We start from the raw sequence: 19,827 nt of genomic DNA, 5'->3' as shown, positions 1-19,827 counted from the left end.
CCGCGGCGGCGGGACGCCCGGCGGGCGGGCCACCCGCATGGGGGACTGTCGCGGGCGCGGAGGCGGGGGCGCGCCGACGATGGACGCATGCCGATCACTCGCCCCTCCCGGTCTGCCCCCCGGCGGAGAACCGCCCGCCGGCGCACCGCCGTGCTCGCCGCCGCCGCCCTCCTCGCCGGCACCGCCGCCGGGTGCGGGGACGACGGGGACAAGGGCGCGCAGTCCGGCCAGGACGCGATGCGGAAGCTGGCGGCGCAGAAGCTGTCGTGGAAGGCGTGCGCGCCGGCGGCAGCGGCGGAGGGCGAGCCGACCCCGCCGAGCCCGCTGCCGGACGGGACCCGCTGGGAGTGCGCGTTCATGGACGCGCCGCTGGACTACGACGAACCCGGCGGCGACACGATCGAACTGGCCCTGATCCGCGCCAAGGCCCGCGACCGGTCGAAGCGGATCGGCTCCCTGGTCTTCAACTTCGGCGGTCCCGGCGGCTCCGGGATCACCGCGCTGCCGTCGTTCGCGCCGGACTACGAGAAGCTGCGCGCCCGCTACGACCTGGTCAGCTTCGACCCGCGCGGAGTCGGCCAGAGCGACGGCGTGGAGTGCCTGGACCGGCGCGGCCTGGACGCGTTCTTCGCGCAGGACGCGACGCCCGACGACGCCGCCGAGGAGAAGAAGTACCAGGAGGAGCTGAAGAAGTACGCGGAGGCGTGCGAGGAGAACTCGGGCAAGGTGCTGCCGCACGTCGGCACCCGGAACGCGGCCCGCGACATGGACCTCATGCGGCAGGTCCTCGGCGACGACAAGCTGCACTACTTCGGCATCTCGTACGGCACGGAGCTCGGCGGTGTGTACGCGCACCTCTTCCCCCGGCGGGTGGGGCGGGCCGTCTTCGACGCGGTGGTCGACCCGAACGGCACCCCCGAGCAGGGCTCGATCGGCCAGGCGAAGGGCTTCCAGCTGGCACTGCGGAACTTCGCCGCCGACTGCGTGCGGCGCGGCGACAAGTGCGCGCTGCCCGGCAGCACCCCCGCGGACATCGAAAGGTTCGTCACCGGCCTGCTGGAGCGGCTCGACAAGCGGCCCATCCGCGGCATCGGCGACCGCGAACTGACGCAGACGCAGGCCGCCAACGGCATCGCGCAGGCGCTGTACTCGAAGGAGTACTGGAAGTACCTGGAGCAGGGCCTCGACGAGGCCGACGGCGGCAACGGGGGATTGCTGCTGGCGCTGTCCGACTCGATGAACGGCCGTGACGAAAACGGCAACTACAGCAACCTGCAGGCGGCCAACGCGGCGATCAACTGCGTCGACGACAAGCAGCGCTTCACCCTGGAGCAGGTGAAGAAGAAGCTGCCGGAGTTCCGCGAGGCGTCGCCGGTCTTCGGTGACTTCCTCGGCTGGGGCATGCTCTGGTGCAGCCACTGGCCGGTCGCGGGCACGACGGACCACCCGGACGTGAGCGCCCCTGGCGCGCCGCCGATCCTGGTGATCGGTACGACGGGTGACCCGGCCACACCGTTCGCGGGCGCCAAGGCCATGGCGTCGGCGCTGGGCAAGGGCGTCGGGGTCGAGGTGACCTACCGGGGCGAGGGGCACGGCGCGTACAACAGCGGTGACGCCTGCGTGCAGCGCGTGGTCAACGCGTACCTGCTCGACGGGCGGGTCCCCAGGTCGGGCACGGTCTGCCCGTGAGCCGGCCGCGGGCGGGCCGGGACCGAACGGTTTCTCCACAGGTCGGGCCGTGAGGTTGTCCACAGGCGTCGGAGGGTCGTGGGCGCCGACGCCTACGATGGCTGTCCAACGGCGGAATGCCGGGTACGTCCGGGGGAGTTCTGGGGGACACATGTCCAAGCGGGTACGGATGCGGGCCGTGGCGGCCACGGCCGCGGCGGCCCTGGTGGCCGGGCTGGCCACGGGTTGCCAAAGTGACGACACGGCCGCCGCGCCGCCGGCCGGGAGCGCCTCGGCGCAGCCGGGCAAGCCGGGGAGCACGGCGGGCATGCCGGCGCTTCCGGCGGCGCTGACCGGCCAGAAGCCGCGGTGGGAGTCGTGCGAGGCGCCGGAAGGCGGTGAGCAGCCCGGCGCGGAGTGGCGGTGCGCGACGGTGAAGGTGCCGCTGGACTACCGGAAGCCGGACGGCGAGACGCTGTCGGTGGCGCTGATCCGCAAGGAGGCCCGCGAGAAGAAGGGCCGTCTCGGCTCCCTGCTGTTCAACTTCGGCGGGCCGGGCGCGTCCGGCGTGGAGATGCTGCCGGGCTTCGCACCGGAGTACGAGGGCCTGAACGCCCGCTACGACCTGGTCTCCTTCGACCCGCGCGGGGTGGGCGGCAGCTCGGCGGTCGTGTGCCGGTCGGACGCGGAGACGGCGAGCACGGAGGCGCGGATCGACCTGACGCCGGACACCCCGGCCGAGGAGGCCGCGTATCTGAAGGACGGCTCCGACTTCGGCGCCGGCTGCGCCCGCCGCTCCGGCAAGCTGATCCCGCATGTCACCACCAGCAACACGGCCCGCGACATGGACGTCATCCGCCATGTCCTGGGCGACGCGAAGCTGAACTACTTCGGCATCTCGTACGGCACGCAGCTCGGCGCGGCGTACGCGCACCTGTTCCCGAAGCACACGGGCCGCACGGTGCTGGACGCGGTGGTCGACCCGACCGCCGACAGCAAGGGGCACGCGCGTCACCAGACGACGGGCTTCCAGCGGGCGCTGAACAACTACTTCGAGTCCACCGGCGAGGGCGCCGAGGCGGGCACGGCGCGGGTCGCGCGGCTGCTGGAGCGGCTCGACGCGCAGCCGCTCCCGACGAGCGGCGGCCGGAAGCTGACGGAGGGCCTGGCGCTCACGGGCATCGTCCTCCCGCTGTACTCGGAGAGCAGCTGGCCGATGCTGACGGAGGCGCTGGAGGACGCGGAGGACGGCCGGGGAGACGCGCTGCTGGAGCTCGCCGACATGTACAACGACCGCGACCCGAGCGGGCACTACGGCACGGACAGCCACTCGCAGCGGGCGATCTCCTGCGCCGACACCGACCAGCGGCCCACGGCGGCCGAGGCGAAGGCGCTGCTGCCGGAGTTCCGGCGGATATCGCCGGTGTTCGGGGAGTTCCTCGCGTGGGACACGGCGGGCTGGTGCGCGAACTGGCCGGTGAAGGGCGAGGCGGCGACGCAGGACGTGTCGGCGCCGGGCGCGAAGCCGATCCTGGTGGTGGGCACGACGGGCGACCCGGCCACGCCGTACGAGGGCGCCGAGAAGATGGCGGACGGCCTGGGCGAGGGCGTCGGCGTGCTGATCACCAACAAGGGCGAGGGCCACGGCGCGTACGGCACCTCGCAGTGCGTCACACGCCTGGTGAACGACTACCTGCTGCGCGGCAAGGTCCCGTCGGACGGCACGACCTGCTCGTGATCCGGAACGCGCGAGCGGCGCCCGTGGGCCGGGGCTGATGACCCGGGACTCGTGATGCGGCGCCCGTGACGTGGAGAAGGGGCCGGCCGCGCACGGCCGGCCCCTTCCGGGGGAAGGCCCACGGCGGGCGCGCCGGGCGCTGCCGTGGGCCTTCGGGTCCCGCCGACAGGCGGGAGGGCGGTCAGTAGACCGGCTTGTGGGGCTCGATCTGGTTGACCCAGCCGATGACGCCGCCGCCGACGTGGACCGCGTCGGCGAAGCCGGCGGACTTCAGGACCGCCAGGACTTCCGCACTGCGGACACCAGTCTTGCAATGCAGGACGATCTTCTTGTCCTGCGGCAGGTCCTGGAGGGCGGTGCCCATCAGGAACTCGTTCTTCGGGATCAGGCGGGCGCCGGGGATCGAGACGATCTCGTACTCGTTGACCTCGCGGACGTCGATGATGTCGATGTTCTCGCCGTCGTCGATCCACTCCTTGAGCTGCTTCGGAGTGATCGTGGAGCCGGCCGCCGCCTCCTGGGCCTCCTCGGACACGACGCCGCAGAAGGCCTCGTAGTCGATGAGCTCGGTGACGGTCGGGGTCTCGCCGCAGACCGCGCAGTTGGGGTCCTTGCGGACCTTGACCTGGCGGTACTGCATCTCCAGGGCGTCGTAGATCATGAGCCGGCCGACCAGCGGGTCGCCCACGCCGGCCAGGAGCTTGATCGCCTCGGTGACCTGGATCGAGCCGACGGACGCGCACAGCACGCCCAGCACGCCGCCCTCGGCGCAGGAGGGGACCATGCCCGGCGGCGGGGGCTCCGGGTAGAGGCAGCGGTAGCAGGGGCCGTGCTCGGACCAGAAGACCGACGCCTGGCCGTCGAAGCGGTAGATGGAACCCCACACGTACGGCTTGCCGAGCAGTACACACGCGTCGTTGACCAGGTACCGCGTGGCGAAGTTGTCCGTGCCGTCGACGATGAGGTCGTACTGGCTGAAGATGTCCATCACGTTGTCGGCCTCGAGCCGCTCCTGGTGAAGGACCACGTTCACATACGGGTTGATGCCCTTGACGGAGTCGCGGGCGGACTCCGCCTTGGAACGGCCGATGTCGGACTGGCTGTGGATGATCTGGCGCTGCAGGTTCGACTCGTCGACCTCGTCGAACTCCACGATGCCGAGCGTGCCCACGCCCGCCGCGGCCAGGTACATCAGGGCCGGCGAGCCGAGCCCGCCGGCGCCCACGCACAGCACCTTGGCGTTCTTCAGCCGCTTCTGTCCGTCCATCCCGACGTCCGGGATGATCAGGTGGCGGGAGTACCTGCGGACCTCGTCTACGGTGAGCTCGGCGGCCGGCTCGACCAGGGGTGGCAGCGACACGGGGACTCCGTTGGTCGTATGTCAGTACGGGACTACCCCCGCGCGGGCGGGGACTACATGTCCCGTAACACTGCCACGGCCCTTCTCATTCCGAGACACCTGGTCCGATCTGCGAGACGATTTCGTCCCAGTAGCCGGGCAGGGCCGCGAATGGGTTGGTTTGTCCCGTGCGGTCGGTGAAGAAGATCGTGCCCGCTCCCTGCCACCGCGCGATCCTCATGGCCTCCTCCAGATGGGTGCGCGGCACACCGTGGACGAAGTGCGCGAACCGTTCCGGCGGGTGGTCGGCGGTCCATTCGGCCGCCTGGGACCAGCGGTACTCCGCCCACGGCCCGCTGAACGTGACCAACTGGTCGGCGATGTCCGCGTAACCCGGGTGCGGATGGGCGCCGTGGCCGAGGACCAGGTACCCGCCGTCGGGCCCGTCGAGCACGGCCTCCAGCGTGGCGGTGAGCCGGCGCGTCTCGGACAGGTCTTCCCACTCCGTGGGACAGCTGTCCAGAAAGTAGCCGTCCACCCGGTACCAGTCGACGTACCGGTGCGCCTCGGACACGAGGTCGCCGTAGGGGTGGGCGCCCCGGCGCAGGGCGAGGTGGCCGAGGATCCGCACTCCGGCGTTCCGCAGCCGGCCCGCCGCCTCCAGGCAGTGCGGGTCGGGCCGCACGCCCGGGCCGTCCGCGACGTTGAGGACGGCCCAGTGGACGGGCGCGCCGGGCCGGGCCAGCTCGGCCCACTCGGCGGGGGCGAGCAGCGGATGGGCGTAGCCGGGGACGCCGAAGCCGATCCGTTCGGCGCCGGTCGCCGACAGTCCGGTACCGGTACTGGTCAGATGCGGCATGCCGCCTCCATCCAGATGTCGGCGAGGGATTCCTCCAGGTTGATGCGGGGCCGCCAGCCGAGCCGGTCGCGGGCCGTGCGCACGTCCGCCTGCTGCCAGGCACCGCACCCGTCGGGGTACGGCTGCGCGGTGACGGGGGGCACGTGGTCGCCGGGCGAATCGGACCGCTGGGCTCCGATGACGGGGCGCGGGGGCGGGCCGTCCAGTTCGTGGAGGGCGCCGGTGTACCCGGCCACGCGCGCGAGGAGCGACGCGGCGTCGCGGAGCCGCACGGCGCGGCCGGTTCCGATGTTGACGACGCCCTGCGCCGCCGACAGCGAGGCGGCGTGCACGGCACGGGCCACGTCCCGTACGTCCACGAAGTCCCGTTGCACGCCGAGCCCGCCGAGCTTCAGCTCGGGGTCGCCGGACTGCATGGCGCGGCGCATCGCCTCCGCGAGCCGGCCGAGCGGCGAGCCGGCCGGGGTGCCGGGGCCGACCGGAGAGAACACCCGCAGGACGATGGCGTCCAGGCCGGAGCCCAGGACCAGTTCGGTGGCGGCGAGCTTCGACACCCCGTACGGGCCGCCCGGCCGGGGCAGCGCGTCCTCGGCGGTGGAGGAGCCGGGCTGCGAGGGCCCGTACTCGGAGGCGCAGCCGACCTGGACCATGCGGGCCCCGCAGCGGCTGCGGCGCAGCGCCTCGCAGACGGTGGCGACCGCGACGGTGTTGTGCCGGGTCAGTTCGCGCGCGCCGCCGCGGGTGGCGCCGGCGCAGTTGATGACGACGCCCGGGTGGACGGCGTCCAGGAAGCGGGTGAGCGCGCCCGGACTGCCGTTGGCGAGGTCGAAGCGGACGTCGGAGTCGTCGCGGCGGCCCAGTGCGGTCAGGTGCACCGCGGGGTCGGCGAGGAGCCGGTCGGCGACGAAGCGGCCGATGAATCCCGTGGCGCCGAGCAGCAGCACCCTCATCGCGCGCCCCCTTCGCGCCGTGCGGCCGTGGTCGGGGTTTGGGGGGTCATGTCGTGTGTCTCCTCGGTCGTGTCACGTGGTTCTGCGGCGCCGGCTGGCGCCTGCGGGGTTCGCGGGACGGATGTGGTCCGCGGGGGCTGTCGGGTCTCGAGGTCCGTTCCGGCGGGGGTTTCCCGCGGTGTGGTCCGGGTGCGGGGTCTGGGCGGGTGTGGGGGTGCCGCTGTGGTCTGTGGGGCTGTGGGTGGGTCGAGCGGATCGGGTGGGGGCCGCGCCGGCTGCGGGGCGGCGGGTGGCGGGGCGGCCGGGGAGCGCGGGCGGTCAGGTGCGGGCGTGCGCGGAGGCCCGCGCGAGTACGACGGCCGAGTGGGCCAGCAGCGCCAGCGCGGCGGCCCCGCAGACGGCGCCCGGTACGGCCCCGGCGCCCCAGGTCTCGACGGTCCGCCGCACCGGCAGGGCCACGAGGTCGCAGCCGGGGAGCCGGCCGATGAGGAGCGTGAGGCAGGCCAGCACCTCGGCCGCGGCGGCCCCGGCGAGCGCGGCGGCGCCCGCGTACGGGAAGCCGTGCACGGCGAGCAGCCGCGCGAGGAACAGCAGGGCGCCGAGGGCGGCGGCCGGTACGAGCGGGCCGGGTCGCGTACCGGGCAGCAGCGGGGCCGCCGCGAGGAGCCCGGTGAGGGCCAGCAGGTACAGGGCGACGACCACGAGCAGCAGGGGCCGGGCCCGCGCGGTGAAGTCGTCCAGGCCGCGGCTGCCCGCCAGCAGGCCCCCGGCCCGCACGGTGAAGAGGCGGGCGCAGCAGGCGGCCGGGAACACCGCGGCGGCGAGGCCCAGCAGCGGGGCGGTCGCGGGCGGCCAGGTCTCTTCGGGGCCGCCGCGCAGCAGCTGGTCGACGAGCCCGTCGCCGTACGCGGCGTACAGGACGAGCAGGAGCGTCGCGGCGTACGTGGCGAACGGGGCCCGTGCCGGAGCGCGCAGCGGGCCGCGCCGTACGGCGAGGACGAGGGCGGCGCCCAGTGCGGTGGCGCCGACGGCGGTCACCGCGAGGAGCAGCGGCCCGGAGGCGCGGGTGTGCGCGGCCGGCAGGAGGGCGCACACGGCGCCGGGCAGCAGCGCGGTCAGCGGCCAGGCGGTCCGCCGCCGTCCCGGGCGGACGCCCGCCCCGTCCGCCGACGCGTGCGGGGCCGGGGTGTCCGGGGCCGGAGCACGGTCGTGGGCACGGCCCTCGTCACGGGGCACGCGCGCGTAGAGCTCGTCGGCGAGGGAGAACACGTCGCGGTGCCGGAACCGGGCGGCGGTGCGGTCGGTGACCCCGTGCGCCTCCAGGCCGGCGGCGATCTCCAGGGGGTCGACGGCACGCTCGCACAGCTCCCGGTGGCGGTGCAGCAGCACCTTGACGGGATCGCCGGTCCCCCGCCGTACGGGGGCGGCGGGGGCGGTCCCGGAGGCTCTGGTGCGGGGGGCTCGGGACTCGGGGTGCTCAGGCACGGCCGCCCCCGCTCGCCACCGACGCGGTCGCCGTCTCCGTGGCCGCGGCGGGCCCGGTCGCCGTACGGGCCGGCGCGGCTGGCCTCGTCGCCGCGGGCACCGTCGTCAGGACCGGCGCCGGGTCCGGAATGTCCGACTGGGCCGGGGCGGCCGGGGAGACCGGGGCGGCCGAGGGGAGCGTGGCCTGCGGGGACGGGTCCTGAACCGGCGCGGACACCCGCGCCCCGGCCGCCGCCCACGCCGGTGCGCGCCGGGCCGCCCCGTGCGGGGCCGGCGACGGGCGGGCAGCCGTGGTCCAGTGCCCCGGCATGTACGCCTCCGCCGGGTGGGCGAAGGGCAGCGGGTCGCCGTACGGGTCGAGGGTCTCCGCCTCCCGGCGCACCGGGGCCAGCGACAGCGCTTCCAGGTACAGCGCGCGGAACGCGGCGACGTTCTGCTCCACCGTGAACAGCTCCAGCGCGCGGGCGCGCGCGGCGGCGCCCAGCCGGGCCCTGCGCTCCGGGTCGCGCAGCAGCGCGACGCACGCCTCCGCGAGCGCCCTCGGGTTGCGCGGGGGTACGACGAGGCCCGTGCCGCCGATGACCTCGACGACCGCGCCGACGTCCGTGGAGACGGTGGCCCGGCCGCACAGCATCGCCTCGACCAGGCCGACCGGGAAGCCCTCGACCACGCTGGACAGGACGATCACGCAGCCCGCGGCGTACGCGTCCGCGAGCCGGGGCGCCTCGGGGCCGCCGACCTCCTCGAAGGAGACCGGGTTGTCCCCGACGGCGTGGGCGGTGGCGGCCTCGTCGGGGAACAGCTGCTCGGCGAGGGCCCGGCAGTGTGCCAGGTACGCGGCGGCCTGCGCGTCCCGTACGGGGGCGGCGACGATCCGCAGGCGGGTGCCGGGCTCCGCCCTGCGCACCTCGGCGAAGGCGTGCAGCAGGCCCACGAGGTCCTTGGCGGGCTCGGCCCTGCCGACCCACACGAGCGTGCGCGGGTCGCCGGGGTCGGCCCCCTCCCCCACGGCGGCGAACCGTTCCGCTTCCATGCCCGGGTACACCGTCCGCAGCTTCGCGCGGTCGGCGCCGCACCGCTCCTGCCAGCGGCGGGTGTGGGCGTTGCCGGGCGTGACGAGCGCGGCCTGCCGGTACACCTCGGTGGCGAGCCGCCCGTGGAACGCGGCGAGCAGCGACCGCACGGGGGCGCCGAGCGGGCTGCCAGCGGCCGCCAGGTAGTGGGCGCGCAGCTGGACGCCGTACTCGGTGACCAGCAGCGGAGTGCCGAAGAAGCGTTTGGCCAACAGGCCGGGCAGCGCCGCCTCGCCGGCCGAAGCGGCATGGCAGAGGTCGGCGGAGCCGAGGGCGTCGGGGCCGTACCAGTCGAGTGACAGCGGGAGCAGGGCACGCTCCAGCCGTTCCGCCACGGCCAGGTGGTCGGCGACCGTGGCCCCGTGGGCGCTCCGGCGTGCGCCGGGGGCGCGGCAGGCGGCCTCCAGGACGCGCACGGCGCACTCGGAGCGGAGGGCGCCGCCGAGGCCTCCGCGCCGGACGGCGAGGTCCGCGAGGCCGTACAGGCCGTCGGCGAAGGCGCTGTCGCCGTCCGGAGCGGTGCGGCAGAGGGCGGTGGCGAGCTGTTCGAGGTGCTCGGCGAAGCGTCGGCGGTCCCGTCGCCCGTACAAGCGGGGCCCCGGCGTGCGGACGGACGTCCGGGCGGATGCGCGGACGGGCCTGCGGGCGGGTGCGCGGTCCGGTTCCCGCCCGGTGCCGGTGCCGTCCGGGGCGGTGTCCCCGCCGGGGGCGGTGCGCACCCGCCGCACGTGGGACGGCAGCCGGGCCGGGCGGCCCGTGTCCCGCGGGTGGGCGCCGCCGCCCAGCGCGTAGATGTCGAACTCGTGCTGGGGAAGCCCGCGCACGAGCCGGTCGCACCAGAGCCTGGACTCACCCGACGCGTACGGGTACCCACCCTGGGTGAGCAGTCCGATCCGCACGAGTACACCCCCGATCTCCCTTGTGTGCGGCCGCCGTTGGTCCGGCGACTCGCGGCGGGACGACCGTAAGCGGACGAGCGGGCCGCGCGACGGACGGTTGTCCATCGCGCCACCGGAAGGGGTGAATGCGCGTGACTTTCACCCACCGGTGGCGTTCCGTTGCGCTAGGCTATATTCTGGTTACGCTCCGTAAGGCTTCGGCCCATGCGGCGAGGCCCGCGCGCCCGGGGACGGCCACCGGGGCGGGCGGGGCTCAGTCGCCGGGGAAGACCCAGGGGTTCGGGCGGCACTTGATGCCGTCGATCTCCAGGGACTTGGTCTGCTGCTGCATCACGGGCGCCAGCGCGCCGGGCGTCTGACAGGTGCGGTGGTTGTGCCCGAGGCGGTGGCCGACCTCATGGTTGATCAGCATCTGCCGGTAGGCGAGCATCGCCTTGGGGCCGAAGGTCTCGGCGCCCTGCGCCCACCGGTAGGCGTTGATCATCACGCGGTCGGTGGACGCGGAGTCGCAGGAGACGTTGTCGATCGTCGTGTCCAGGCCGGACTTGGCGCACCAGACGCCGGTCGTCCCCGGGCTGGCGAGCGTGATGACGAAGTCCGCCTTGCCCGACGAGACGCGTTCGAACGTCATGGCGCCGCCGTGCGCCCAGCTGCGGTCGTCGTTGAGGGTCTCGTGCACGGCGCGGGCGAAGAGCCCGCCGTCGAGCCCGAGCCCCTTCTCCACGTCGACGCGGTACCGGATCTTCTGGCCCTTGCCGGGCGCCGGGTCCGCCCCCGGCACGGCCGCGAACTCGCCGGACCCCTTCAGGGCGGGGTCCAGCGGGAACTGCCGGGCCATCAGCTGCTCGTACGTCGGCGGCTTGGCGGGTGCGGCGGGCGGTGACGGCGCGGTCTGCGGCGGGGTGGCCCGCTGGTCGGAGCGTGAGGCGGCGTCATCGGCCACGCCCCGGTCGGTCGCGTCGACGGCCCGGTCGGCCCGGCCGGCCCGGTGCGCGTCGCCGACCTGGCCGGCGACGACGACCGCCAGAACGGTGACCACGGCGGCCGCCGCGATCCCGGTGTAGGTACGGCCCTTGCCGCCCCGCCCGGTGCCGTCGCGCCCGGCCCGTACGTCTCCGTCGCGGGCCTCCTCGCCGTCGCCCGGGCGGTCCTGGCCGCTCGGCGGGCCGTTCCGGGTGTCCCGCTCGTCCCGCGCGCCCTCGGAGGCGTCGCCCTCCTGCCGGGCGTCGTCCGGGCCGGTCGAGGCTGCCTGTGCCCCCGGCGCGTCGAACGCCTCGACGAACTCCCGGCGCGGTCCCGGTATGCGCGGCGCCCCCGCGGCGACGCGCGGCTGCGGGGCGGTCTGCTGCGGCGGGCCGGCGGCGGCGTACGGGGCGGTGCCCCAGGCGCCGCCCGGCTCCCGCTGCTCGGGGTGGCCGCCGCGTACGTCGCCGGTCTGCTCGTACACCGGGGCGCCCTGCGCGGGCGCGCCCTGCGCCGGGGTGCCGTGGGCGGGGGCGCCTTGTGCCGGCGCGCCCTGCGCCGGGGTGCCGTGGGCGGGGGCGCCTTGTGCCGGGGTGCCGTGGGCGGGCATGCCCTGCGGGGTTCCGTGTGCGGGGGTGTCCTGCGCCGGGGTGCCGAAGCCGTAGCCGTAGCCGTAGCCGTACTGCTGCGGGGCCGGGCCGTGCGGTGCGTTCGGGTCCCAGGGCGCCCGGCCGGACTGCTGGGCCGGACCGGCCTGGGGAGACTGGTGGCCCTGCGGGGCCTGGGCGCCGGGGTAGCCCTGCGGTGCCTGGGGAGCCTGGTGCCTGCGGGGGCCTTGAGGCGCCTGGGGCATCTGAGCGGGCTGATGGCTCTGAGGCGCCTGAGGACCCTGATACCCCTGAGGCACTTCCGTGTGCAGCGGCCCGCGCCCCGCTTCGGGCGCCCCCGGCCCGGCGTCCGGTGCCGCCCTGCGTCGGCGGCCCGCACCGGACGGGTTCGCGGCGGGCGCCCCGGTGGCCGCCGTCCTGCTGTCCGCCCCCCGGCCGGTGGGCGCGGGGCCTTTGCGGCTATGTCGTCCCACGCCCCGTATCAGCTCCTCGCGCCGTCGCCGCGATCGTCGCCGCGCTGCTCGGCGACGAGTTCGCGTACCGCCCGGGCGACCGCCTCGGGGTACTCCATCATCGCCACGTGCCCGGCGTCGGGAAGCGTCAGCAGCCGCGCGTCCCGGAACGACAGGGCGGCCTTGCGGGCCATGCGGTACGACACGAGCCGGTCGCGCCCGCCGTACACCAGGAGCGTCGGCGCGAGCACCCGCTCGGCCTGCCGCCACAGGTTGTGCTGGCCGCCCAGCGTGTACGCGTCCACGATGCCGCGTGCCGAGCGGGCCATGGCGTCCCAGAAGTACGGAAGCTTCAGCCGCCGCTCCATCTCCTCGACGGCGGCCCGCAGCCCCTCGTCGGTGACCCGGCCGGGGTCGCCGTAGCAGAGGGCGAGCACGCCCCGTACGCGCTGCTCGGGCGTCCAGTCCTTGGTCAGGCGGGCGAACATCCGCGCCACGCCCGGCACGGCCAGCAGACCCGTGGGCCACGCGGTGCGCTGGGCGCGCAGCTCGGGCAGCGCGGGCGAGACCAGCGTCAGGGTGCGCACCAGGTCGGGGCGGACGGCGGCGACGCGGGTGGCGACGGCACCGCCCAGCGAGTTGCCGATGAGGTGGACCGGGCCGCGGGAGCCGGCGTCCAGGAGGCGGATGACGGCGCGGGCGTGGCCGGTCACCGAGTAGTTGCCGTCGTCGGGCGGCGGCGAGTCGCCGAAGCCGGGCAGGTCGACGGCCTCGCCGTCGAGGACGTCCTCGAGGAGCGGCATGAGCGCCGACCAGTTCTGCGACGAGCCGCCGAGTCCGTGCACGTACAGCGCGGGTGCTCTGCCGGTCGCGTCCGACGGGCGGAAACGCACGTTCAGGGTCAGGCCGGGCAGCTCGACGGAGCGCAGGCGCTCGCCCTCCGCGACCCGTACGGCATGCACGCGGGGCGCCGCCGAGGCGGCGGTGGGGGACGCGGGCAGCTCGGTCGAAGACATGCGCCAATGTTACGAGGTGATCACGTCCGGAACGGTGTGTTCGCCGTCACAGGATCGCATAGCGCCGATCTGGGGGACCTTCTAGGCTCATAGCGAGGGCAGAAGCCCGATGAGAAAGGGGAGCTCATGACCGTCGACCCCACGGACCCGGAGACGCTGGCGGAGCTGGCACGGGAGAACGGCGCGGTGGGTACCGCCGTGCCGGACGAGGAGACCCCGGAGGCGGACGCCGCCGAGCAGCACGCCGAGCTCCGGCAGCAGTCCGACGATCCGCTCCCGCGCATCGACCCGGCCGCGGCGAACGAGGCGGACGCGGTGGAGCAGGCGCGCGTGGTCGCGCTCGACGAGGACGACTACCGCGACGGCTAGCAGAGGGCCGCGGGCCCGGACCGGCGGCGGAAGCGGCCCCGCAGGGCTCCGCGGCGGCGGAAACGACCGCGCAGCGGATCCCGGCACCGGACAGCGGATCGTCGGCCCCGGTGCCGGACAGCGGATCGCGGCCCCGGCGCCGGACAGCGGGAGCCCGTACGAGCGCCCGCAGCGGGCCCGCTTCCGGCGCCGGGCGGTTCGTCCCGTACAGCGGATTCGACGGGTTTCCGGGGTCTGGTGGTTTTTGCGGTGGCCGGATCGTTCACGTTTGAAGCTCCGGCTACCGCCGCCGTCCGGTACGTGAAATTCTGCGCTCGCACCCCGCACGCCCGGGTTACCCGAAAGTACGATGGCGGGCGCGGTGCACAGCGCACTTGGATCGATTTTGGGAGGCGGCGTGACAGCCATCGAGCAGACAGAGGCGGCGCGCCCGAGGGGCACACGCCTGCCGCGCCGAGCCCGACGCAACCAGCTGCTGGGCGCGGCCCAGCAGGTCTTCGTCGCCCAGGGGTACCACGCGGCGGCGATGGACGACATCGCCGAGCGGGCCGGCGTCAGCAAGCCGGTCCTGTACCAGCACTTCCCCGGCAAGCTGGAGCTGTACCTCGCGCTGCTCGACCAGCACTGCGAGTCGCTGCTCCACTCCGTCCGCACGGCCCTGGCCTCGACGACGGACAACAAGCAGCGCGTCGCCGCCACCATGGACGCCTACTTCGCGTACGTGGAGGACGAGGGCGGTGCCTTCCGGCTCGTCTTCGAGTCCGACCTGACCAACGAGCCCGCGGTGCGCGAGCGCGTCGAGCGGGTCTCGATGCAGTGCGCCGAGGCGATCTCCGACGTGATCGCCGAGGACACCGGCCTGTCGCGGGACGAGTCGATGCTGCTCGCCGTCGGCCTGGGCGGTGTCTCGCAGGTCGTGGCGCGGTACTGGCTGGCGAGCGACTCGCCGGTCCCGCGCGACAAGGCCGTACAGCTGCTGACGTCGCTGGCATGGCGCGGCATCGCCGGATTCCCGCTGCACGGCGCCGAGGGGCACTGACCGCCGGACGGCGGACCCCGGCGGGCGCAGTCGGCTCATGGCTCCGCGCTCCCGGCATGCGGCGCTGTTCGCTCCGGCGTGCGGCGCTGTTCGCTCCTGGCGTGCGGCGCCGGGCCGTGGCGGGTCGCCTCTCCGGGCTAATGTGTGCAGCGTACGGCGCGGTGATCGCGCAACGCTGACCGTTCGGAGGGACATAGCCGTGGAGGTCAAGATCGGCGTGCAGCACGCGCCCCGGGAGATCGTTCTGGAGAGCGGGCAGTCCGCCGAGGACGTCGAGCGCGCGGTGGCCGAGGCGCTGTCCGGCAAGGCGCAGCTGCTCAGCCTGGAGGACGACAAGGGCCGCAAGGTGCTCGTCCCCGCAGACCGGCTCGCCTACGTGGAGATCGGCGAGCCGACGGTGCGCCGGGTCGGCTTCGGCGCGCTGTGACGACGTAGCGCAGCAGTGCAGGAGGCCCGGCGGGGGTGGTTCCCCCGCCGGGCCTCCTGTCGTATGTCCGGTGCCTCTCGCCCGTCGCGTACGTCCCGTCCCGTTCCGAGCGGGCCGCGGGGCCGTCGTGGAGGGTTGCCCTCCGGACGGGTCGGGTAGGACGGGGTACGACCGCCCTGCCCGCCCCGCCGACCCGCGAGGTGATGCCGTGTTCTGGGAAGCTCTCGGCTCCGTCCTGCTCGGACTCGCCCTGTCCTGGGCCGCCCTCCACCGGCTGGCCGACCGGCTTCCGCCGCGTCGCACGGTGCTGGTGACCGGGGTGCTCGGCGCCCTGTTCGGCGCGCTCATCACCCACGCCGCGCTCGGCCCGGGCCTGGCGGTGGGCACGCTCATCGGAGCGGCGGCCGTCAGCGCCGTACTGCTGTCCCTGCTGATCAGGCCCGCGGCGCGCCGCTTGCGCCGATCAGCGGCGGCGTGACACACGCCGCCGCAGACCCCCGACCGAAGACCCGCGGACCCGCGAAGCCGGACAACCGGCAGCGGCGCGGCCACCGCCCGCAGGCCGACGAACGCCAGTAGCCGAGGGACCGGCCGCGGACGGACAACCCGCAGACGGCGACACGCCCGGAGCCGAGCGGGGGCCACGCGGCGGCAGGCCGCCCGGCGGCCGCTGCTAGGCCGCGAGACCCAGCGCCGCCATGCGCTTCGTGTGCGCCTTCGTGATCCGCGAAAACATCTCGCCGACCGCCGCCAGGTCGAAGCCGTCCGCGACCCCGCCCACCAGCATCGTCGACAGCGCGTCGCGCTCGGCGACCACCCGCTGCGCCTGCGACAGGGCCTCGCCCATCAGCCGCCGCGCCCACAGGGCGAGCCGCCCGCCGACGCGCGGGTCGGCCTCGATGGCGGCGCGCACCTTCTCCACGGCGAAGTTCCCGTGGCCCGTGTCGTCCAGCACCGCGAGCACCAGCGCGCGTGTGTCGGAGTCCAGGCGCACGGCGACCTCCCGGTAGAAGTCGCTGGCGATCGAGTCGCCGACGTACGCCTTGACCAGGCCCTCCAGCCAGTCCGACGGGGCCGTCTGGCGGTGGAAGTCGTCCAGCGCCTTCGCGAACGGCTCCATCGCAGCGGTCGGCTCCACGTCGATCGCGGTCAGCCGGTCGCGCAGCCGCTCGAAGTGGTGGAACTCGGCGGACGCCATCTTCGCCAGCTCGGCCTTGTCGGCGAGCGTCGGCGCGAGCTTCGCGTCCTCCGCGAGCCGCTCGAAGGCCGCCAGCTCCCCGTAGGCCAGCGCGCCGAGCAGGTCCACGACGGCCGCGCGGTACTGCGGGTCGGCGGAGGCCCCGGCCCAGTCGAGGGCGGCGATCCCGGTCGGTTCTTCGGCGGCAGTGGCGTTGTCAGGCGTCTCCATGGAGCGCACAATAGCCCGCCGCCCGCACCCGGTAAGGGCCCGGCCGAGGAGTGTGACCTCCCCCTCCTTGTGAATCCACCCGACACACCTGCGCGATTCCGGGGTACAGTGATAAAGCGCCTGTCGAGTATGCGGACACATCTCGTACGTACTCGGGGGGCCGTTTCATGAATGAGGATGCCCGGTCGGTGGCCCGATCGGCTCCGACCCGACAGCCCTCGGTGCGCCATCGCACATGAGGGGCCCTCAGCGGTATGACGCTCGAGCGACGGCAGTGGTCCCGCGCCACCCGGCTGTGATCTCGCGGTCTGCGGCCGGACAGTTTCCGGCGCGGTAAGACCCCCAGCGTTCGCCTCATGCCGCGTCTCACAGAAGAGGCAACACCCTGACTACGCAGCCTACGACTTTCCGAGAGCTCGGGATCCTGCCCGAGACCGCCGAGGCCCTGGAGGCCGTCGGCATCGTCACGCCGTTCCCGATCCAGGAGATGACCCTCCCGGTCGCCATGTCCGGCACGGACGTCATCGGCCAGGCCAAGACCGGCACGGGCAAGACCCTCGGTTTCGGCCTCCCGCTCATCGACCGCGTGACCGTCCCCGCCGACGTCGAGGCCGGCCGGGCCCGCCCCGACCAGCTGACGGACGCCCCGCAGGCCCTCGTCGTCGTCCCGACGCGCGAGCTGTGCACCCAGGTCACCAACGACCTGCTGACCGCCGGCAAGGTGCGCAACGTCCGCGTCCTCGCCATCTACGGCGGCCGCGCCTACGAGCCCCAGGTGGACGCCCTGCAGAAGGGCGTCGACGTGGTCGTCGGCACCCCCGGCCGGCTGCTCGACCTGGCCGGGCAGAAGAAGCTCGACCTGTCCCACATCCGCACGCTGGTGCTGGACGAGGCCGACGAGATGCTCGACCTGGGCTTCCTGCCCGACGTCGAGAAGATCATCAACATGCTTCCGGCGAAGCGCCAGACGATGCTGTTCTCGGCGACCATGCCGGGCGCCGTCATCGGTCTCGCCCGCCGCTACATGACGCAGCCCACGCACATCCGCGCCACCGCGCCGGACGACGAGGGCGCGACCGTCGCCAACATCAAGCAGCACGTGTACCGCGCGCACTCGATGGACAAGCCGGAGATGGTCGCCCGCATCCTGCAGGCCCGCGGCCGCGGACTGGCGATGATCTTCTGCCGTACGAAGCGCACGGCGGCCGACATCGCCGAGCAGCTGGAGCGGCGCGGCTTCGCGTCCGGCGCCGTCCACGGCGACCTGGGCCAGGGCGCCCGCGAGCAGGCGCTGCGCGCGTTCCGCAACGGCAAGGTGGACGTGCTCGTCTGCACCGACGTCGCCGCGCGCGGCATCGACGTCGAGGGCGTCACGCACGTGATCAACTACCAGTCGCCGGAGGACGAGAAGACGTACCTCCACCGGGTGGGCCGCACCGGCCGCGCCGGGGCGCACGGTACGGCGATCACGCTGGTCGACTGGGACGACATCCCGCGCTGGCAGCTGATCAACAAGGCGCTGGAGCTGGACTTCCACGACCCGGTCGAGACGTACTCCACGTCCCCGCACCTCTTCGCCGACCTGGACATCCCCGAGGGCACCAAGGGCGTTCTGCCGCGTGCCGAGCGGACCCGTGCCGGGCTCGACGCGGAGGAGCTGGAGGACCTGGGCGAGCCGGGCGGGCGCAAGCCGCGCGGCCGCCGCCGCGAGGACGAGCGGCAGCCGGAGCGCGCCGAGCGCACCCGTACGCCGCGCCAGCGCCGCCGTACGCGCGGTGGCACGCCGCTGGACGAGGCGGCCGGCACCGGCGCCCCGCAGGCGCCCGCCGCCCCGCAGGCGCCCGCCGCCGAGGTCGCGGACGGCGCGGAGGCCCCGGCCGAGCGCCGCACCCCCCGCCGCCGTCGCCGCACCCGCGCGGGCGCGGCTTCCACGGTGGAGGCCGTCGGCTTCCAGACCCCGGAGTCGGCTGCCGAGCAGCAGGCCCGGGCCGTCGAGGCCGTGACCACCGCCGAGGGCACGGCGCCCGAGGCGGAGGCCAAGCCCCGTCGCCGTACGCGCAAGGCCGCGGAAGCCGTGGAGACCGTCGAGGCCGCGGCGACCACCGAGGCCCCGACCGCCGAGGCGGAGGCCAAGCCGCGCCGCCGCACGCGCAAGGCCGCCGAGGCCGTCGAGGTCGTCGAGACGTCCGCGACCACCGAGGCGCCGGCCGCGGACGCCGAGGCGGAGGCCAAGCCGCGCCGCCGCACGCGCAAGACGGCCGCGGCCGCCGAGGCCGTCGAGGCCGTGGCGACCGCCGAGGGCACGGCGCCCGAGGCGGAGGCCAAGCCGCGCCGCCGGACCCGCAAGGCCGTGGCCGCCGACGCTCCGGTGGAGGCCGCGGAGGCCGTCGAGGCCCCCGCTCCGCGCCGCCGGACCCGCAAGACCGCGGCGTCCGCCGACGCCGTGGCGGTCCCCGAGCAGGCCACCGAGGCCAAGCCGAGGCGCCGCCGCACCACCAAGGCCACCGCGTCCGCCGACGCGTGAGCCCAAGGCCGGGGCGTACGTCCCCGGCTCGCGAGGCACGGTGAAGGCCCCGCCACCCCCCGGTGGCGGGGCCTTCCGCATGCCGGGCGGCGCGCCGCGCCCGCTAGCCTCAGGAGCATGAGTCGCCCGCCCACCTTCGTGCCGCCCTCCTGCGCCCGCGCCTGTCCGCTGCGCACCGCGCGGGGGCCGTTCGCCGTGCTCGACGCCGCTCCCAGCGGGCCGGTCAAGGGCACCGCGCTGCTGCTGCCCGGCTACACCGGCAGCAAAGAGGACTTCATCGCCATGCTGGAGCCGCTGGCGGCGGCCGGGTACCGGGTGGTCGCCGTCGACGGGCGCGGGCAGTACGAGACGTCCGGGCCGCCCGACCAGGAGTCGTACGCGCGGCGCGAGCTCGCCCTCGACGTGCTGGCGCAGGCGGAGGCCGTCGCGGGCGGGCGGCCCGTGCACCTGCTGGGCCACTCGCTGGGCGGGCAGATCGCGCGGGCGGCCGTACTGGAGGACCGGGCGCCGTTCCGTACGCTCACCCTGATGTCGTCCGGCCCCGCGGAGGTCACCGCCGAGCAGCGGCAGAAGATCAAGCTGCTCGGGGACGCGCTGGGCGTGATGGACATGGAGCAGGTGTGGCAGGCGATGCGCGCCCTGGACCCGCCGGAGGACGCCGGGGACCCCCGGCGCGGCGACCGCGAGGACCTGCGGCGCCGCTGGCTGCGCCACAACCCCGCGCAGCTCCTCGCGACGGGCCGGCAGCTCAGCACCGAACCGGACCGGGTCGCCGAGCTGGCCGCGCTGGAGCCGCCGCTTCCGGTGCACGTGCTGTCCGGGGAGCGGGACGACACCTGGCCGGTGCCTCTGCTGGACGCGATGGCCGAGCGGCTGGGCGCCCACCGCACCCGGATCGACGGCGCCGAGCACTCCCCCAACACCGACCGGCCGGAGGAGACGGCGGCGGCGGTCGCGGCCTTCTGGGACGCCCACCCCGTGGACACGGACCCGGCGGGCGCCCGGTAAGG

16 protein-coding genes are annotated in these 19,827 nt (G+C 74.9%); 8 read left to right on the top strand and 8 right to left on the bottom strand.

Going from position 1 to position 19,827, the window contains the following annotated elements:
• Nucleotides 1–87: 87 nt before the first annotated feature.
• Nucleotides 88–1,689 carry an alpha/beta hydrolase gene (locus ACSUPT_RS19925; protein ID WP_361656722.1) on the top strand — a complete coding sequence of 534 codons (1,602 nt, stop codon included), beginning with the start codon at nucleotides 88–90 and terminating at the stop codon, nucleotides 1,687–1,689.
• 151 nt (nucleotides 1,690–1,840) lie between these two features.
• Entirely contained in the window at nucleotides 1,841–3,406 is a 1,566-nt protein-coding gene (locus ACSUPT_RS19920; RefSeq protein ID WP_436945142.1) for an alpha/beta hydrolase, read from the top strand.
• A 181-nt stretch (nucleotides 3,407–3,587) separates the two neighbouring features.
• On the opposite strand, the gene moeZ is transcribed toward ACSUPT_RS19920, so the two are convergent.
• The 7 genes from moeZ to ACSUPT_RS19885 form a co-directional block, all read right to left on the bottom strand.
• Complete coding sequence (moeZ, locus tag ACSUPT_RS19915; protein ID WP_365728731.1) at nucleotides 3,588–4,766, bottom strand: adenylyltransferase/sulfurtransferase MoeZ; 1,179 nt, start codon at nucleotides 4,764–4,766, stop codon at nucleotides 3,588–3,590.
• 85 nt (nucleotides 4,767–4,851) lie between these two features.
• The gene (locus tag ACSUPT_RS19910) at nucleotides 4,852–5,604 is read right to left on the bottom strand and encodes a spherulation-specific family 4 protein (RefSeq protein WP_399216876.1); all 753 of its coding nucleotides are present in this window, start codon (nucleotides 5,602–5,604) and stop codon (nucleotides 4,852–4,854) included.
• Nucleotides 5,592–6,554, bottom strand: a complete 963-nt coding sequence (locus ACSUPT_RS19905; RefSeq protein ID WP_365728733.1) for an NAD-dependent epimerase/dehydratase family protein — start codon at nucleotides 6,552–6,554, stop codon at nucleotides 5,592–5,594. Before ACSUPT_RS19905 ends, ACSUPT_RS19910 begins: the two co-directional genes overlap by 13 nt.
• A gap of 318 nt (nucleotides 6,555–6,872) precedes the next feature.
• Nucleotides 6,873–8,039, bottom strand: a complete 1,167-nt coding sequence (locus tag ACSUPT_RS19900) for a hypothetical protein (RefSeq protein ID WP_399216878.1) — start codon at nucleotides 8,037–8,039, stop codon at nucleotides 6,873–6,875.
• On the bottom strand, nucleotides 8,032–10,011 hold the full coding sequence (locus ACSUPT_RS19895; RefSeq protein WP_436945140.1) for a DUF3492 domain-containing protein: 1,980 nt from the start codon (nucleotides 10,009–10,011) through the stop codon (nucleotides 8,032–8,034). Before ACSUPT_RS19895 ends, ACSUPT_RS19900 begins: the two co-directional genes overlap by 8 nt.
• A gap of 253 nt (nucleotides 10,012–10,264) precedes the next feature.
• Nucleotides 10,265–11,584 carry a DUF3152 domain-containing protein gene (locus tag ACSUPT_RS19890; RefSeq protein ID WP_436946240.1) on the bottom strand — a complete coding sequence of 440 codons (1,320 nt, stop codon included), beginning with the start codon at nucleotides 11,582–11,584 and terminating at the stop codon, nucleotides 10,265–10,267.
• A gap of 479 nt (nucleotides 11,585–12,063) precedes the next feature.
• Nucleotides 12,064–13,050, bottom strand: coding sequence for an alpha/beta fold hydrolase (locus ACSUPT_RS19885; protein WP_351965705.1), 987 nt, complete (start codon nucleotides 13,048–13,050; stop codon nucleotides 12,064–12,066).
• A 126-nt stretch (nucleotides 13,051–13,176) separates the two neighbouring features.
• On the opposite strand from ACSUPT_RS19885, the gene ACSUPT_RS19880 reads away from it, so the two are divergent.
• The 4 genes from ACSUPT_RS19880 (at nucleotide 13,177) to ACSUPT_RS19865 (ending at nucleotide 15,363) form a co-directional block, all read left to right on the top strand.
• The gene (locus ACSUPT_RS19880; protein ID WP_351965704.1) at nucleotides 13,177–13,419 is read left to right on the top strand and encodes a hypothetical protein; all 243 of its coding nucleotides are present in this window, start codon (nucleotides 13,177–13,179) and stop codon (nucleotides 13,417–13,419) included.
• 397 nt (nucleotides 13,420–13,816) lie between these two features.
• On the top strand, nucleotides 13,817–14,458 hold the full coding sequence (locus ACSUPT_RS19875) for a TetR/AcrR family transcriptional regulator (protein ID WP_351965703.1): 642 nt from the start codon (nucleotides 13,817–13,819) through the stop codon (nucleotides 14,456–14,458).
• A gap of 199 nt (nucleotides 14,459–14,657) precedes the next feature.
• Nucleotides 14,658–14,885 carry a DUF3107 domain-containing protein gene (locus ACSUPT_RS19870; protein ID WP_351965702.1) on the top strand — a complete coding sequence of 76 codons (228 nt, stop codon included), beginning with the start codon at nucleotides 14,658–14,660 and terminating at the stop codon, nucleotides 14,883–14,885.
• 208 nt (nucleotides 14,886–15,093) lie between these two features.
• On the top strand, nucleotides 15,094–15,363 hold the full coding sequence (locus tag ACSUPT_RS19865) for a hypothetical protein (protein ID WP_351965701.1): 270 nt from the start codon (nucleotides 15,094–15,096) through the stop codon (nucleotides 15,361–15,363).
• Between the two features lie 195 nt (nucleotides 15,364–15,558).
• On the opposite strand, the gene ACSUPT_RS19860 is transcribed toward ACSUPT_RS19865, so the two are convergent.
• Nucleotides 15,559–16,293, bottom strand: coding sequence for a ferritin-like fold-containing protein (locus ACSUPT_RS19860; protein ID WP_351965700.1), 735 nt, complete (start codon nucleotides 16,291–16,293; stop codon nucleotides 15,559–15,561).
• A gap of 487 nt (nucleotides 16,294–16,780) precedes the next feature.
• Between ACSUPT_RS19860 and ACSUPT_RS19855 the strand changes: the two genes are divergently transcribed.
• Together ACSUPT_RS19855 and ACSUPT_RS19850 are read left to right on the top strand one after the other, a co-directional pair.
• Entirely contained in the window at nucleotides 16,781–18,817 is a 2,037-nt protein-coding gene (locus ACSUPT_RS19855; protein WP_436945138.1) for a DEAD/DEAH box helicase, read from the top strand.
• A gap of 117 nt (nucleotides 18,818–18,934) precedes the next feature.
• Nucleotides 18,935–19,825 (top strand): alpha/beta fold hydrolase, encoded by an 891-nt coding sequence (locus ACSUPT_RS19850; protein WP_351965698.1) that lies wholly within the window; start codon nucleotides 18,935–18,937, stop codon nucleotides 19,823–19,825.
• The last annotated feature ends 2 nt before the right edge of the window (nucleotides 19,826–19,827 follow it).

The sequence above is a fragment of the Streptomyces sp. SudanB25_2051 genome (assembly GCF_964272635.1).
GTDB lineage: Bacteria > Actinomycetota > Actinomycetes > Streptomycetales > Streptomycetaceae > Streptomyces.
Note: the sequence above shows the minus strand (reverse complement) of the source record. Positions and strands in the feature narration are given on the sequence as shown.